Annotated in this window: 13 protein-coding genes and 3 pseudogenes; 15 read left to right on the top strand and 1 reads right to left on the bottom strand. The window is 54.9% G+C overall.

From position 1 onward, the window contains the following. Positions 1-40: 40 nt before the first annotated feature. From truB to I656_RS02755, 6 genes and pseudogenes are all read left to right on the top strand, one after another. Positions 41-949: a tRNA pseudouridine(55) synthase TruB gene (truB, locus tag I656_RS02730; protein ID WP_013523418.1), complete on the top strand. Its 909-nt coding sequence runs from the start codon at positions 41-43 to the stop codon at positions 947-949. Positions 950-992: 43 nt separating this feature from the next. Next, entirely contained in the window at positions 993-1,973 is a 981-nt protein-coding gene (gene ribF / locus I656_RS02735; protein WP_033006431.1) for a bifunctional riboflavin kinase/FAD synthetase, read from the top strand. An 87-nt stretch (positions 1,974-2,060) separates the two neighbouring features. Further along, positions 2,061-2,330: a 30S ribosomal protein S15 gene (gene rpsO / locus I656_RS02740; RefSeq protein ID WP_011230768.1), complete on the top strand. Its 270-nt coding sequence runs from the start codon at positions 2,061-2,063 to the stop codon at positions 2,328-2,330. A 140-nt stretch (positions 2,331-2,470) separates the two neighbouring features. Beyond that, positions 2,471-4,642 (top strand): polyribonucleotide nucleotidyltransferase, encoded by a 2,172-nt coding sequence (gene pnp, locus I656_RS02745; protein WP_015374434.1) that lies wholly within the window; start codon positions 2,471-2,473, stop codon positions 4,640-4,642. Positions 4,643-4,729: 87 nt separating this feature from the next. Continuing rightward, positions 4,730-5,712: pseudogene (locus I656_RS02750) on the top strand (polysaccharide deacetylase family protein). Next, complete coding sequence (locus I656_RS02755) at positions 5,699-6,946, top strand: pitrilysin family protein (protein ID WP_013145723.1); 1,248 nt, start codon at positions 5,699-5,701, stop codon at positions 6,944-6,946. The pseudogene I656_RS02750 and the gene I656_RS02755 overlap by 14 nt, the downstream one beginning before the upstream one ends. Before the next feature lie 62 nt (positions 6,947-7,008). Here I656_RS02755 and I656_RS02760 read toward each other — a convergent pair whose 3' ends face one another. Beyond that, complete coding sequence (locus I656_RS02760; RefSeq protein ID WP_011230772.1) at positions 7,009-7,251, bottom strand: YlmC/YmxH family sporulation protein; 243 nt, start codon at positions 7,249-7,251, stop codon at positions 7,009-7,011. Positions 7,252-7,443: 192 nt separating this feature from the next. On the opposite strand from I656_RS02760, the pseudogene dpaA reads away from it, so the two are divergent. From dpaA to I656_RS02795, 9 genes and pseudogenes are all read left to right on the top strand, one after another. Continuing rightward, positions 7,444-8,348: pseudogene (gene dpaA / locus I656_RS0116530) on the top strand (dipicolinic acid synthetase subunit A). After that, positions 8,345-8,950, top strand: coding sequence for a dipicolinate synthase subunit B (locus I656_RS02765; RefSeq protein WP_020756309.1), 606 nt, complete (start codon positions 8,345-8,347; stop codon positions 8,948-8,950). Before dpaA ends, I656_RS02765 begins: the two are co-directional and overlap by 4 nt. Positions 8,951-9,061: 111 nt before the next feature. Beyond that, positions 9,062-10,105 carry an aspartate-semialdehyde dehydrogenase gene (gene asd, locus I656_RS02770; RefSeq protein ID WP_015374436.1) on the top strand — a complete coding sequence of 348 codons (1,044 nt, stop codon included), beginning with the start codon at positions 9,062-9,064 and terminating at the stop codon, positions 10,103-10,105. Between the two features lie 20 nt (positions 10,106-10,125). Continuing rightward, a complete protein-coding gene (gene dapG, locus I656_RS02775; protein ID WP_011230776.1) occupies positions 10,126-11,379 on the top strand; it encodes an aspartate kinase in 1,254 nt (417 codons plus the stop codon). Between the two features lie 5 nt (positions 11,380-11,384). Continuing rightward, positions 11,385-12,260, top strand: a complete 876-nt coding sequence (dapA, locus tag I656_RS02780) for a 4-hydroxy-tetrahydrodipicolinate synthase (RefSeq protein WP_015374437.1) — start codon at positions 11,385-11,387, stop codon at positions 12,258-12,260. 167 nt (positions 12,261-12,427) lie between these two features. Further along, positions 12,428-14,097, top strand: a pseudogene (locus tag I656_RS0116525) (ribonuclease J). Between the two features lie 117 nt (positions 14,098-14,214). Further along, positions 14,215-14,955 carry a ClpP family protease gene (locus I656_RS02785; RefSeq protein ID WP_015374439.1) on the top strand — a complete coding sequence of 247 codons (741 nt, stop codon included), beginning with the start codon at positions 14,215-14,217 and terminating at the stop codon, positions 14,953-14,955. Beyond that, entirely contained in the window at positions 14,952-15,176 is a 225-nt protein-coding gene (locus tag I656_RS02790; protein ID WP_013145716.1) for a YlzJ-like family protein, read from the top strand. Before I656_RS02785 ends, I656_RS02790 begins: the two co-directional genes overlap by 4 nt. 108 nt (positions 15,177-15,284) lie before the next feature. Continuing rightward, positions 15,285-16,629: DNA translocase FtsK (locus I656_RS02795; protein WP_020756301.1), on the top strand; the 1,345-nt coding region annotated here is incomplete at its 3' end.

Raw genomic sequence — 16,629 nt, 5'->3', positions numbered from 1 at the left:
CATTTCCATTCATGATCATGGAAACGGAAAGGGTGCGTCGATGGACGGGGTATTGCTGCTGAATAAACCGAAAGGGATGACGTCTCACGACTGCGTGGCCAAAGTGCGCCGTCTGCTTGGCGTAAAAAAAGCGGGACACACCGGCACGCTTGACCCAAACGTGTCCGGTGTGCTGCCCATTTGCCTTGGCAAGGCGACGCGCATCGCCGAGTTTTTGACCGGGACGACGAAAACGTATGAAGGAAAAGTGACGCTTGGCGCCGCGACGACAACCGAAGATGCGGACGGCGACATCATCGCCGCCCGTCCGGTTGACCGGCCGATTGCGCGCGCGGAAATCGAAGCGGTGTTTGACAGCTTGACCGGAGAAATTGAGCAAACGCCGCCGATGTACTCCGCGGTGAAAGTGGGCGGCAAAAAACTGTATGAATACGCGCGCGCCGGCATCGAAGTCGAACGTCCGACGCGGCGCGTGACCATTTATGAGCTCGAACTGCTTGATGAACGTGAACAATTCTTTGGGGAAACGGTGTCATTTCGCTTTCGCGTCACGTGCAGCAAAGGCACGTACGTGCGTACGCTGGCGGTGATGATCGGCGAGCGGCTCGGCTATCCGGCGCATATGTCCGACCTCATCCGTACGGCGTCCGGGCCGTTTCGGCTTGAAGATTGCGTAACGTTTGAAGACGTTGAGCGCCGGGCGGCCGACGGGACGGCTGATGCCTTGCTCATCCCGATCGAGCGGGCGCTTTTTCATTTGCCGAAATATGAAATCAATGATAAAGTAGCAGAGAAGGTAAAAAACGGGGCGCTGCTCCGGCTTCCCGCTTTTTTAGAGAAGCTTGACGGGCCGGTCGTGCTTGTTTCGCCCGAGCGGGAAGCGCTGGCCCTGTACGTGAAGCATCCGGCGCGCCCCGGCTTGATGAAACCGCTCAAAGTGTTTCGTTAACGCCGCGGGTGCAGCGCGGAAATAAAGAAGGTAGGTCATGGACATGGAAACGCTGTTTCTTTCGCATCCCCACCGTCTCGAACGCCAGGCGCTCCCTCCGACGGTGATGGCGCTGGGCTATTTCGACGGCATCCACCTCGGCCATCAAAAAGTGATCCGTACCGCGGTCGAGATCGCCAACGAGCGTGGGTACGAAAGCGCGGTGATGACGTTTCATCCTCATCCGTTCGTTGTGCTTGGCAAACAGTCCGAGCTGCGCTCGATCACGCCGCTTGGCAAAAAGGAGCAGCTGATTGCATCACTTGGCGTCAACCGGCTGTACATCGTTGAATTTACGCCGACGTTTGCTGCGCTGTCGCCAGAAGCGTTCGTTGACCAATATTTGGACGGGTTGCACGTGAAACATGTCGTCGCCGGCTTCGATTTCACTTATGGGCGGTTCGGAAAAGGAACGATGGAGACGATGCCGATTCATGCGCGCGGCCGCTTTGGACAGACGGTCATTCCGAAGCTCGCGGTCGACGGGGAAAAAGTGAGCTCGTCCCGGGTGCGGAAACTGCTCGAAGACGGGGCGGTCGAACAGCTTCCCCGCCTGCTCGGCCGCTTTTATGAGCTTGAAGGAACGGTCGTTGCCGGGGAACGGCGCGGGCGGATGATCGGCTTTCCAACGGCGAACATCGCTTTAAACAGCGATTATGCCTTGCCGGCAGTCGGCGTCTATGCAGTCAAGGCGGTGATCGGCGGGCAAGTATATGAAGGGGTGGCGAACGTCGGCTACAAACCGACGTTCCATAAAACGCGCGAAGGATTGCCGAATATTGAGGTGCACTTATTCGAGTTTTCCGGCGATCTTTATGGACAAACGATGACCATTGAGTGGCACCGCCGTCTGCGGAGCGAGCAGAAGTTTACCAGTGTCGATGAACTGACGGCGCAAATCGCCCGCGACAAGAAAGAGGCGGAGCAGTATTTCCGCTGTTTCAGCGAAAAGACTTGCATTTTGCCGGAAAAAGAGGTATTCTAATCAATGTATGCGAACCATTGCTTGGCTAGGCGAGTCACCGACGCCCGCTCGGCAATCGGGGATCTAGGACTAGGGAGGTGAACAAGGATGGCATTGACGCAGGAGCGCAAACGCGAAATCATCGAGCAGTTTAAAATCCATGAGAACGACACCGGTTCTCCGGAAGTGCAAGTTGCGATCCTGACGGAGCAAATCAACAACTTGAACGAGCATTTGCGCATTCATAAAAAAGACCATCATTCACGGCGCGGCTTGCTGAAAATGGTCGGGAAGCGCCGCAACTTATTGGCCTACTTGCGCAAGAAAGATGTGGCGCGCTACCGTGAATTGATTGAGAAACTTGGATTACGTCGATAAAAAAGCGGGAGCATTCCCGCTTTTTTGCTAGTTTATAGGCGTGATTGACACGGCGATGATAACAATGGTGCCAATTCGTCTATACTAATCATCAGCGGATCTATAATTTCATCTGTACATAGAGAGGAGTACTCGTCTGTATGGAACAAGAGAAACGCGTGTTTTCCATCGATGTGGCCGGGCGGCCGCTCATCATTGAGACCGGCGAGCTGGCGAAACAGGCGAATGGCGCGGCGCTCGTCCGCTACGGCGATACGGTCGTGTTGAGCACAGCCACCGCGTCGCGAGAGGCGAAAAACGTTGACTTTTTCCCGCTCACCGTCAACTACGAGGAACGGTTGTATGCGGTTGGAAAAATTCCTGGCGGGTTTATTAAGCGCGAAGGTCGCCCGAGCGAGAAAGCCATTTTGGTGAGCCGTCTCATCGACCGACCGATTCGCCCGCTGTTTGCCGAAGGATTCCGCAACGAAGTGCAAGTCGTCTCGATGGTCATGAGCGTTGATCAAGACTGCGCGCCGGAAGTAGCGGCCTTAATCGGTTCGTCGGTGGCGCTGACGATTTCCGACATTCCGTTTGAAGGGCCGATCGCCGGTGTCATCGTCGGCCGCGTCGACGGCCAGTTTGTCATCAATCCGACGGTCGAGCAAATGGAAAAAAGCGATCTGCATCTTGTCGTCGCCGGCACAAAAGATGCGATCAACATGGTGGAAGCCGGGGCAGATGAGGTGCCGGAAGAAGTGATTTTGGAAGCGATCATGTTCGGCCATGAGGAAGTGAAGCGGCTCATCGCCTTCCAAGAGGAAATCGCCGCCCAAGTCGGCAAAGAAAAAATGGAAGTCGTCCTTTACGAGCCGGATCCAGCGCTGGAGGCGGAAATCCGCCAGCTTGCTGAAGCGGACATTAAGCGAGCGGTGCAAGTGCCGGAGAAACTGGCGCGCGATGCTGCCATTGAAGATGTGAAAGCTGGCGTCATCGCCAAATATGAGGCGGAAGAAGCGGATGAGGAGAAGCTCAAGCAAGTACAGGAAATTTTGCATAAACTCGTAAAAGAGGAAGTGCGCCGTTTGATCACGGTCGAGAAAATCCGTCCGGACGGGCGCAAAGTCGATGAAATCCGTCCGCTTTCATCGGCGGTCGGCGTCCTGCCGCGCACGCACGGCTCCGGTTTGTTTACGCGCGGGCAGACGCAAGTGTTGAGCATTTGTACGCTTGGGGCGCTTGGCGACGTGCAAATTTTGGACGGGCTTGACCTTGAAGAATCGAAGCGGTTTATGCACCATTACAACTTCCCGCCGTTTTCCGTCGGGGAAACCGGGCCGATGCGCGGGCCGGGGCGTCGTGAAATCGGACACGGGGCGCTTGGCGAACGGGCGCTCGAGCCGGTCGTGCCGTCGGAGCGCGAATTCCCGTATACGATCCGCCTCGTTTCAGAAGTGCTTGAGTCGAACGGCTCGACATCGCAGGCCAGCATTTGCGCCAGCACGCTGGCGATGATGGATGCTGGGGTGCCGATTAAAGCACCGGTCGCCGGCATTGCCATGGGGCTTGTGAAAAACGACGACCATTACACGATTTTGACGGACATTCAAGGCATCGAAGACCATCTTGGCGATATGGACTTTAAAGTCGCCGGCACGAGAAAAGGCGTGACGGCATTGCAAATGGACATTAAAATAAAAGGATTGACGCGCGAGATTTTGGAAGAGGCGCTCATGCAAGCGCGCAAAGGGCGGCTCGAGATTTTGGATCATATGATGCAAACGCTCAGCGAACCGCGCAAAGAGCTGTCCAAATATGCACCGAAAATTTTGATCATGCACATCAACCCGGACAAAATCCGGGAGGTGATCGGACCAAGCGGCAAGCAGATCAACAAAATCATCGACGAAACCGGCGTCAAAATCGACATCGAACAAGACGGCACGATTTTCATCTCGTCTGTGGATGAAGCAGCCAACCAAAAAGCGAAGCAAATCATCGAAGACATCGTCCGTGAAGTCGAAGTCGGCCAAGTGTACTTAGGCAAAGTGAAACGGATTGAAAAATTCGGCGCCTTCGTTGAGTTGTTCAACGGCAAAGACGGGCTTGTCCATATTTCCGAGCTCGCTGAAGGGCGGGTCGGCAAAGTCGAAGACGTCGTTTCGATTGGCGATGAAATTTTAGTGAAAGTAACGGAAATCGATAAGCAAGGGCGCGTCAACCTGTCGCGCAAAGCGGTGTTGCGCGATGCCCGCAACATTGGAGGGGAACTGCCGCGGGAATCTAGGGAAAAACGAGGAAGACGGCCGGAGCGCCATCGCATGAAGCCTTAGGAATTTGTTTCTTAAGGCTCTTTTGTTATGTTCTATCCTGTCCCCCTAAGACATATGTTGTAGTAGTAAAAAAGGAGGGGGACAAGGGTGAACAACGGAATTGCCCGCTATATGGCGCTAGCGGTCATGTTTCTTGCCGCCTGGGCGGCGGTTCATTGGCCTCCGGTTGGCGATTACATCGCGAGCTGGCGTCCGATGGAAACAACCGCGATGAAAGAGCGCGACAAGCTGTACGACACGATCGTCAAACAAGCGAAGCAATATGAAATTCCCGCCCAAGATGCGGTCATCGATAAAGTATGGAAGGCGACGCCCGGCTACAACGGGCTCGCCGTCGACATTGACGCCTCCTATCAAAACATGAAGAAAACGGGGATGTTTGATGAGCGAAAACTCGTGTTCCGTCAAGTGCCCCCGCGCGTCCATTTGGACGATTTGCCGCCGGCGCCGATTTACCGCGGCCATCCTGACAAGCCGATGGTGGCGTTTGCGGTCAATGTCGCTTGGGGGGAAGAATACCTCCCCGACATGCTTGAGACGATGAAAAAATACAATGTCAAGGCGACGTTCTTCTTGGAAGGACGATGGGTAAAAAAACACCCGGAGATGGCAAAAATGATAGCAGACGCCGGCCATGAAATCGGCAACCATTCCTACAGCCATCCCGATATGAAAACGCTCGCTGTCGATGACATCCGCCGCGAGCTCGAGAAAACAAACGAAGTGATTAAGGCGGCGACATCGGTGAAATGCAAATGGTTTGCCCCGCCAAGCGGCAGCTACCGCGACGAGGTCGTCGAGGTCGCCGCGGAACTCGGCATGAAAACGATTCTATGGAGCGTCGATACAATTGATTGGCAAAAACCGTCGCCATCTGTTATAGTGAAACGGGTGACATCGAAAGTTCATCCTGGCGCCATCATTTTGATGCACCCAACGATGCCGACGGCGGCTGCACTTGACGAGCTGATCACCTCGATTAAGCAAAAAGCTACGCCCTAGGCAGCTTGACGGCCTTATTCGATGAGAAAAGACTGGCAAACAAACAGGAGGAACATGGAGTTGATTAACAAATATACGTGCAAAAACGGTGTGCGAATCGTGCTCGAGCAAATTCCGACTGTAAGGTCGGTGGCCATCGGCATATGGATCGGGACCGGCTCGCGCAATGAAACGGAGCAAACCAATGGCATTTCCCATTTTTTAGAGCATATGTTTTTCAAGGGGACAACGACGCGCACGGCCCGGGACATTGCGGAAGCATTCGACAGCATCGGCGGGCAAGTAAACGCCTTTACATCGAAGGAGTATACGTGTTACTACGCCAAAGTGTTGGATGAACACGCGCCGCTGGCGCTTGAAATGCTCGCCGATATGTTTTTCCACTCGACATTTGTGGAGGATGAGCTGCAAAAGGAGCGCAACGTCGTGCTCGAGGAAATCAAAATGTATGAAGATACACCGGATGACATCGTCCACGATTTGCTCGGCAAAGCGTGCTATGCGGGTCATCCGCTCGGCTATCCGATTTTGGGCACGGAAGAGACGCTGCGCACGTTTACTGGCGACACGCTGCGCCAATATATGGCGGACTACTATACACCGGATCGCGTCGTCATTTCGGTCGCCGGCAACGTCGACGAACGGTTTATTGATGAGGTTGAGCGCTATTTCGGCTCGTTCGCCGCAGAGAGCAAGCCGCCTTCTTCAGGGACGCCGGCGTTTGTGCCGCAAAAGATCGCGCGCAAAAAGGACACTGAGCAGGCGCACGTATGCATCGGATTCAACGGGTTGCCGATCGGCCATCCGGACGCGTACCCGCTCCTCATCTTGAACAATATTTTAGGCGGCAGCATGAGCAGCCGGCTGTTTCAGGAAGTGCGCGAACAGCGCGGATTGGCGTATTCGGTGTTCTCGTACCATTCCGCCTACCAAGACAGCGGCCTGCTCGCCATTTACGCCGGCACAGGAAGCAGCCAGCTTGATGTGCTGTTCGAAACGATCCAGCAGACCATTCGCCAGCTGAAGGAGGACGGAGTGACCGAAAAAGAGTTGCATAACAGCAAAGAGCAGATGAAAGGAAGCCTGATGCTTGGGCTCGAGAGCACGAACAGCCGGATGAGCCGCAACGGCAAAAATGAACTCCTTCTCGGCCGCCACCGCTCGCTTGATGAGATCATTGAAGAGATTGAAAGTGTCACGGTGGAAAAAGTAAACGAACTGGCGCGCACGGTTTTCACGGACGATTACGCGCTCGCCTTAATCAGCCCGGACGGCGTGCTGCCGCGCCCGCTCCGTTCATAGACCGAGCTCAAAAAAGCTAACGACCTTTCGCTAGGTTGTTAGCTTTTTCGTTTCCGCCTCTTTCACCCTTCCTCGGGGACGTCGATCATCACCATATCGGCGCCGATTTTGCGAATATATTTCCACGGCACGCGAATTTCCTGTCCGTCTTTGCGAAACCCGAACCATTTTCCCGTTGGGATGAGCAGCGCCTCGATCTGCCCCGTTTGCTCGTTGATTTCCAAATCGGTCTGCCCGAGCACCCCGAGCCGCTCGGCTCGGCTTACATCGACAATTTCTTTTCCGCTTAATTCGCTCAGCCTCATGCTGGTTTCCTCCTTTTTCGCTTCTTTACTTTATATGTAAGGAACAAAAACAGAAAAAATGACTGCCTCTTGTCAGCTTTGGGCGCATATCGCCCATTTTTTCCTGCAAGGATATTCACCTATATTTTCCCTCCAACATAAGATGGGAAAGGAAACGGAGTAGTTTGCCAGAAAAGAAGGTGAGCGTACAACATGATGCTGACAGGAATGCATATCGCCATCATCGGCGGCGATGCTAGGCAGCTTGAAGTCATCCGCAAACTCGTTGAACTCGACGCGAAGTTGTCGCTTGTCGGCTTCGACCAGCTCGCCCATCATTTCACCGGGGCGATGAAGCTGCCGATTGGCGAAGTCGATTTTGCCGATTTGGATGCGATCATTTTGCCGGTTCACGGCACGACGCTGGACGGAAACGTCAACAGCGTGTTTGCCCACGAACCGATTCCGTTTACAGAAGAGATGGTGCAAAAAACGGCGCGGCAATGCACGATTTATTCCGGCATCAGCAACGCGTATTTGGACGAATTGGTGAAAAAAACAGGGCGCAAGCACGTGCAGTTGTTTGAGCGCGACGATGTCGCCATTTACAACTCCATTCCGACCGCGGAAGGCACGGTGATGATGGTCATTCAGCATACGGATTTTACGATCCACGGCTCATGCGTTGCCGTCTTGGGGCTTGGACGCGTTGGCATGACCGTCGCCCGGACGTCGCCGCGTTGGGGGCGAAAGTGAAAGTCGGGGCGCGCCGGTCGGAGCATCTCGCCCGCATTACAGAAATGGGGCTCGTGCCGTTTCACTTAAACGATTTGGAAAAAGAAGTGCGTGACATTGACGTCTGCATCAACACCGTGCCTCATCTCATCGTGACGGCGAGCGTCATCGCCAAAATGCCGCCCCATACGCTGATTATCGATTTGGCGTCAAAACCGGGCGGCACTGACTTCCGCTATGCCGAAAAACGCGGAGTGAAAGCCATTTTGGCGCCCGGGCTGCCGGGGATCGTCGCGCCGAAGACAGCTGGGCAAATCATCGCCAACGTCTTGGCGCAGCTGTTATATGCAGATTTACAAAAACGGGAGGAGAATCATGCATGAGCGGAAACAGCTTGAAAGGAAAACGGATCGGCTTTGGCCTCACCGGGTCGCATTGCACATATGATGCGGTGTTCTCGGAGATCGAGAAGCTTGTCAACGAAGGAGCGGAGGTGCTGCCGATCGTCACCTATACGGTGAAAACGACGAACACCCGCTTCGGGGAAGGGGAAGAATGGGTGAAAAAACTGGAGCAACTGACCGGAAACGAGGTGATCGATACGATCGTCAAAGCAGAACCTCTCGGACCGAAAATCCCGCTCGACTGCATGGTGATCGCCCCGCTCACCGGCAACTCGATGAGCAAGCTGGCCAATGCCATGACGGATTCCCCCGTGCTGATGGCAGCGAAAGCGACGATGCGCAACCACCGCCCGGTCGTGCTTGGCATCTCCACGAACGATGCGCTCGGCTTAAACGGCGTCAATCTAATGCGGCTTATGGCAGCAAAAAACATTTATTTCATCCCGTTCGGCCAAGACGCCCCGCAGGCGAAGCCGAACTCCATGGTCGCCTACATGCCGCTTTTGCGCGATACGATTCTCGCCGCGCTTGAAGGGAAGCAGCTGCAGCCGGTCATTATCGAGCGGTTCCGCTACAACTGAATCAAAAATCAATGTTCCGCATAAAAATGTTCTCTCGTCCACAGCGGAATGTGATAAAATAAAGACTATGAATTCACTTCTTAGAGTGACGATGTGGAAGGAGAATGGTTGATGGCTCAAAAACAATATCATGTCGCTGTCGTCGGAGCAACGGGGGCAGTTGGGCAGCAAATGGTGCGGACGCTTGAAGACCGGAACTTCCCGGTTGGAAAATTGACTTTGTTGTCATCGGAGCGGTCAGCCGGCAAAAAAATGCGCTTTCGCAGCGAGGAGATCGAAGTGCAGGCGGCATCGCCCGAGCGCTTTAACGGGGTCGACATCGCCTTGTTCAGCGCCGGCGGCGCCGTATCGAAAGCGCTGGCGCCGGAAGCGGTGCGGCGCGGGGCGATCGTGATCGACAATACGAGCGCGTTTCGGATGGAGGAAAACGTGCCGCTTGTCGTTCCGGAAGTGAACGAAAGCGATTTGACGTGGCATAACGGCATTATCGCCAATCCGAACTGCTCGACGATTCAAATGGTCGTGGCGTTGGAGCCGATTCGAAAAGCGTTTGGCTTAGAGCGCGTCATCGTCTCGACGTACCAGGCCGTCTCCGGGGCGGGAGCGCAGGCCATTGAAGAGCTCAACGAGCAGACGAAAGCCGTGCTCGAAGGCAAGCCGGTTGAGGCGAACATTTTGCCAGTGAAATCGGACCGGAAGCATTACCCAATTGCGTTCAACGCCATTCCGCAAATCGATAAGTTTCAAGACAATGGATTCACGTTTGAAGAGATGAAAATGATCAATGAAACAAAAAAAATCATGCATATGCCTGAGCTGAAAGTGGCGGCGACGTGCGTGCGCATTCCGGTGGCGAGCGGCCATTCGGAATCGGTGTACATCGAAATTGAACAAGACGGCGTCACCGCCTCTGACTTGCAGGCGGTGCTCCGCGAAGCGCCGGGCGTCGTGCTTCAAGATGATCCGAGCGAACAGTTGTATCCGATGCCGGCCCATTGCGTCGGCAAGTACGACGTGTTTGTCGGCCGCATCCGCCGCGATTTGGACAACCGCCGCGGCTTCCATCTATGGATTGTCGCTGACAACTTGCTAAAAGGTGCAGCCTCGAACTCGGTGCAAATCGCAGAAAGTTTGTTGAAGCTCGGGCTCATTTGAAAAAGCATCGAGGTGTTAGCATGAAACTCATTGTTCAAAAGTTCGGCGGCACGTCCGTCCGCGACGAGCGCGGGCGGAACTTGGCGCGCCGCCATATTGAACGGGCGTTGGAAGATGGCTATAAAGTCGTGGCCGTCGTATCGGCTATGGGACGTTGCGGCGATCCATATGCGACCGATACGCTGCTTAGTTTGATCGGCGGCGTTCATCACCATGTCACAAAACGAGAGCAAGATATGCTTATGGCGTGCGGAGAAATCATCTCAAGCGTTGTGTTCAGCAACTTGTTGAACGAACACGGCATCAAAGCGACGGCGTTCACCGGCGCCCAGGCAGGATTTTGCACGAACAGCGATCATACGAACGCGAAAATTCTCGAAATGCGCTGCGACCGCCTCCTTGAGGCGCTTCGGCAATACGACGTCGTCGTTGTCGCCGGCTTTCAAGGCATGGCGGAAAACGGCGACATAACAACGCTCGGCCGCGGCGGGAGCGACACGTCGGCGGCAGCGCTCGGCGCGGCGTTAAACGCGGAGTGGGTTGATATTTTCACCGATGTCGACGGCGTCATGACCGCCGACCCGCGCATCGTTGAGAGCGCCCGGCCGCTTGACGTCGTTACGTATACGGAAATTTGCAACATGGCGTACCAAGGGGCGAAAGTGATCCATCCGCGCGCGGTGGAGATCGCCATGCAGGCGAAAGTGCCGCTGCGCATTCGCTCGACGTACTCCGATGCCCCCGGGACGCTCGTCACTTCATCGGTGCGCGGCCGAAAAGGAAGCGATGTGAAAGAGCGGCTTGTCACCGGCATTACGTACGTCGCCGACGTCACACAAATCAAAGTGCTGGCGAAAGAAGGCCACTATGAGCTGCAGTCTGACGTGTTTCAAGCGATGGCCCATGAAGGGATCAGCGTGGACTTTATCAACATTTCCCCGTACGGTGTTGTGTACACCGTGAGCGGCGACATGACGGAAAAAGCGGTGGCCGCCCTGCGCCGCATCGGCTACGAACCGGCCGTGACGCCCCGATGCGCCAAAGTGTCGGTCGTCGGCGCCGGCATTGCCGGCGTACCGGGGGTGACGGCGAAAATCGTCACTGCCTTGTCGGAGCAAGGCATTCAAATTTTGCAGTCCGCCGACAGCCATACGACGATTTGGGTGCTAGTGAAGCAAGACGATATGGAAAAGGCGGTCAACGCTCTGCATGACGCCTTCTGTTTATCCGAGGCGGATGCGGGCGAAGATGAAGCGATTTGGAGCGAGGAGTGAAAACCGTGGTTCAGTTCGGGAACATCATAACGGCGATGGTTACGCCATTTGACCGAAAAGGGAATCTCGACTTGGCAAAAACAACGGAGCTTGTCAACTATTTGCTTGACAATGGCACAGATGCGCTCGTTGTCGCCGGCACGACCGGCGAGTCGCCGACGTTGACGACCGAGGAAAAAATCGCGCTTTTTCGCCATGTCGTCTCCGTCGTCAACGGCCGGGCGCCGGTCATTGCTGGAACGGGCACGAACGATACGCGCGCGTCGATCGAGCTGACGAAAAAGGCGGAAGAGGCGGGCGTCGATGCTGTCATGCTTGTGGCGCCGTATTACAACAAGCCGAACCAAGAAGGGCTGTATCAACATTTCAAAGCGATTGCCGAAAGCACATCGCTGCCGGTGATGCTGTATAACGTTCCAGGGCGCACGTCGGTGAGTCTTGCTCCGGAGACGGTCATCCGGCTGTCCGAAGTTCCGAACATTGTCGCTGTCAAGGAAGCGGGCGGCAATTTGGACGCCATGGCGGAAATCATTGAGCGTACGCCGGACGACTTTTTGCTCTACAGCGGCGACGACAGCTTGACGCTTCCAGTGCTAGCGATCGGCGGTAATGGCGTCGTCTCGGTCGCTTCGCACATCATTGGCAATGAAATGCAGGAAATGATTCGTTCCTTTTTAGCGGGCGATCATCAGAAGGCGGCGGCGCTGCATCGAAAATGGCTGCCGCTCATGAAAGGCTTGTTTGCCGCCCCAAGCCCGGTGCCGGTGAAAACGGCGCTGCAGCTGCGCGGGCTGGACGTTGGTTCGGTGCGCCTTCCGCTTGTGCCGCTTGCCGAACAAGAGCGGAAGGAGCTAAGCCGCCTGCTCGATGCGCTGTCGTAACGAAACGATTCCCCAACGCTTTGCTTGCGCGTTGGGGCCTTTTTTTGCCTTGGCTGTGAAATCCATTGGCTGGTGAATGAACCATCTTGTGTTTTTCAGCATCGATTCGTTATAATAAAAGCAAGTGACTTTGAGCGGGTTAGCATCACAATTGGGAGGACGCAGCCTTGAAATCGAAAATAAAGCCGGTAGAGAAAATACGCATTTTTGCCCTTGGGGGAGTCGGAGAAATCGGCAAAAACATGTATGTTGTCGAATTGGACGAGGACATTTTTGTCATCGACGCCGGGGTGATGTTTCCGGAAGACGAAATGCTCGGCATCGACAAAGTGATCCCGGACATCACCTATTTGATTGAACGGCAGCATCGCATTCAGGCCATTTTTCTCACCCACGGGCACGAGGAGCATATGGGGGCGATCGCCTACGTGCTCAAGCAGCTGTCTGTGCCGGTATACGGAACGAAGCTGACGCTCGGGTTGGCGGAGGCGCTGTTAAAAGAACAAGGGGTGTCGGGCGCAAAGCTCAATGAAGTTCATCCGGATGCGGAGCTCGTGTTTGACAAGGCGAAAGTGACGTTTTTCCGCACGATCCACAGCATCCCCGATTCGATCGGCATCAGTCTGCATACATCGCAAGGTGCGATCGTGTACACGAGCGATTTTAAATTTGACCAAACCCCGTACGGCAACAACCGCACCGACTTAGGGAAAATGGCGCAAATCGGCGAAGAAGGGGTGCTGTGTCTTTTGTCGGACAGCACAAACGCCGAACGCCCCGGCTACAGCGGCTCCGATACGGTAGTCGCCTATGAGATCGCTGACGTGATCGGCCATGCGAAAGGACGCGTGTTTGTTGCCTGCTACGCTTCCAACATCACCCGCATCCAGCAAGTGCTGTACGCCGCCCGCCAATCCGGGCGTAAAGTGGCAGTCATCGGCAAAACGCTGCATAAAGTAATGGACATCGCCGTGCGCCTTGGCTATTTGCACGTTCCAGACAAGGTGACGATTTCTGCGCACGATATCGATCGCTACCATGACCGCGAGCTCGTCATTTTGACAACCGGCGGGCATGGCGAGCCGATGAGCGCGCTTTGGCGCATGGCGCGTCAAGCGAACAAACAAGTGAACATCAAAGAAGGGGATACCGTCATCGTCGCCGCATCCGTCATGCCGGGCTATGAGCTTGGGTTCGCGAAAACGATCGACGCCTTGTATCGGGCCGGCGCCAACGTGATTTACCGCGACCGGCAAGTGCACGTATCTGGCACGGTTGCCAAGAAGAATTAAAGTTGATGCTCAATTTAATGAAGCCAAAATACTTTATTCCGGTGCATGGGGAATATCGGATGCAAAAAGCGCACGCCCGGTTGGCGAAGGCGGTCGGCATCTCGGAGGAGCGGACGTTTTTAATCGACAAAGGCGAAGTGATCGAGTTCCGCGGCGGTGCCGCCCGCCCCGGCGGCAAAGTGCCGTACGGCAACATTTTAATTGATGGCCTCGGCATTGGCGATGTCGGCAACATTGTGTTGCGTGACCGCCGCTTATTGTCCCAGGACGGCATTTTGATCGCCGTCGTCACGCTGAATAAAGAAGCGAAAACGATCGCCGCCGGCCCGGAAATCATTTCGCGGGGGTTCGTCTACATGCGCGAGTCTGAGACACTGCTTGAGGAAGCAGAGAAAATGGTGGCGGCAATCATCGAGCGCTGCCTTGAATCGTACATGCTTGAATGGTCGTCGTTGAAAGCGAACATCCGTGAAGCGTTAAGCCAGTTTTTATTTGAAAAAACGAAGCGCAGACCCATGATTTTGCCTATTATTATGGAAGTATAATGCAATCATGCTCAAAGTCAACTGAAAAATGCCGGAAACGGTCAGTCGTTGCCGGCATTTTTCTTTTTTCTTTCGGCCATACTAAGCGTATGATCGACAAGAAAGGAGACGAAATGGATGGAGAAGGAACGTTATTTTCAAGCGGAAACCGAGGGCGAACAGCCGGAAACAAAGGCCGAGGAAGCGACTGCGGCCATCACCCAGCTTGGGCAGACGAACGTCCCGCAAATGGATCCCGATACGAACATTCATTGTTTGACGATCGTCGGACAGATTGAAGGGCATATTCAGCTGCCTCCGCAAAATAAGGCGACGAAATACGAGCACGTCATTCCACAGATTGTGGCCATCGAGCAAAACCCGAAAATTGAAGGGCTACTCGTCATTTTAAATACGGTCGGCGGCGATGTGGAAGCAGGGCTCGCCATTGCCGAAATGCTCGCCTCGCTCTCGAAACCGACTGTTTCCGTTGTGCTTGGCGGCGGCCATTCGATCGGCGTGCCGATCGCTGTGTCGTGCAACTATTCGTTCATCACCGAGACGGCGACGATGACGATTCATCCGATCCGTTTGACGGGGCTTGTCATCGGCGTGCCGCAGACGTTTGAGTACTTGGATAAAATGCAGGAGCGCGTCGTCCGCTTCGTGACGAAACATTCGAAGATCAGCGAGGAAAAGTTTAAAGAGCTCATGTTTTCCAAAGGCAATTTGACGCGCGACATCGGCACGAACGTCGTTGGGCCTGACGCCGTTCGGTACGGGCTCATCGATGAAGTCGGGGGCGTGTCCCAAGCGATGGCGAAGCTGCGCGAGCTGATCGCGATGAGGAAAAACGGGGAAGGGAAGATGATCCAATGATTTTGTATACGATCATGCCCGAACATTTGATTTTTCCGGTCGATGCCGCTGTTTATGAGAAGCGGAAAATGGTGTATTACGATGGCATTCCGTTTCTCGTCCAATCTGTCGAAACGGGAGAATATGAAATCGTACAAAACTTAAGCACGAATCCGTTCCATTTTTTAAACGCCAAATATGCGCCTGGGGCGCGATTTCCGGCTTCTCTGGCAACATCGTAATGAATTGTTCAGCCGTTCATGATATAATAGTAAACAAACGGAAAAAAGCAGCCATTGTTGGCTGCTTTTTTCCGGCTTGCCAATTCATTCATGCTGGAGTGAACGATCATGGCGAAACGAAAGCGAAGAAGAAAAGGGAAACCGTCAAAAACACAGCCATGGACGGAAACCATCCGCTTTGAATTGATCGGACTTGGCTTGCTCGCGGTCGCTGTCGTTGCGATGGCCCGCCTCGGGCTTGTCGGGGAGACGCTCGTGCTTGTGGGCCGCTTTTTTTTCGGCGAATGGTACATGCTATTAGTAGGCGGACTTTTCCTATTATCGCTCATCGTCATGTGGCGGCGGGAGTGGCCGTCATGGACGGGCCGCCCGTTTGTCGGCGCTTCGTCCATCGCCGCGGCGCTTCTGCTTTTGAGCCATGACAAGCTGTTTGAACTCATGTCGCGGCGCGGCGAGCTTGATCCGAGCATCATTCGGACGACGTGGGGGCTGTTTTGGAACGAAGCAAGCGGCAAGGCGGCCGATGTGGATTTAGGGGGCGGAATGGTCGGCGCCCTGTTATTTGCCGCCAGCTACCAGCTGTTCGATTCGCCCGGGACGAAATGGATTTGTTTCCTTCTGTTCATCGTCGGCTTTGTCGTGCTGACCGGGAAATCGCTGCGCGAGACGGCCGGCAAATGGGTTGCTTTTGCCGCAGCGTTTGTGCGAAAAGAATGGTTGGCGTTTGTCGAAGATATCAAGCAATGGCGGGCGGGGAGGAAGCGCAAGGAAAGCGGCGGCCGAAGCCGACGCTCGCGGCGGGCGGCCGCAAAGCGGGAAGACGAGCCGGCTGAAGCAAGCAGCGTCGAGCCGGATGAGGAATTGCTTTCCCCGCCGCCGATCATTTCCGATTTTGCCGCAGTCCGGTCGGCCGCTGAGCCGGAAGAAGAGAAGAATCCACTGGTGGAAGGCGACAGTGGGGGGGAGGAGGACAAACCGGCGCCGCCGCTTGCGTTTTCCGAGCATGAAAACACCAATTACGACCTGCCGCCGCTTGATTTGCTTCGCCTGCCGAAGCCGGCCGGGCAATCGGCCGATCATGCGAACATTTACGCCAACGCGCGAAAACTGGAGAAAACGTTCCAAAGCTTCGGCGTCAAGGCGAAAGTGACGCAAGTGCACCTCGGTCCGGCGGTGACGAAATATGAAGTGTATCCGGACGTCGGGGTGAAAGTGAGCAAAATTGTCAGCTTAAGCGACGATTTGGCGCTCGCTTTGGCGGCGAAAGACATCCGCATTGAAGCACCGATCCCCGGCAAGTCCGCGATCGGCATCGAAGTGCCAAATGAAGAGATCGCCACTGTTTCGCTGCGCGAAGTGCTGGAAGCCATTGAGCATACACGGGACAAGGCGAAGCTTTTGATTCCGCTTGGGCGCGACATCTCCGGTGAAGTCGTCGCTGCAGAACTAAACA

The organism is Geobacillus sp. WSUCF1 (assembly GCF_000422025.1).
In the GTDB taxonomy this organism is placed as follows: Bacteria; Bacillota; Bacilli; order Bacillales; family Anoxybacillaceae; genus Geobacillus; species Geobacillus zalihae.
The sequence above is the reverse complement of the archived record's forward strand: the minus strand, read 5'-3'. Positions and strand labels throughout refer to the sequence as shown.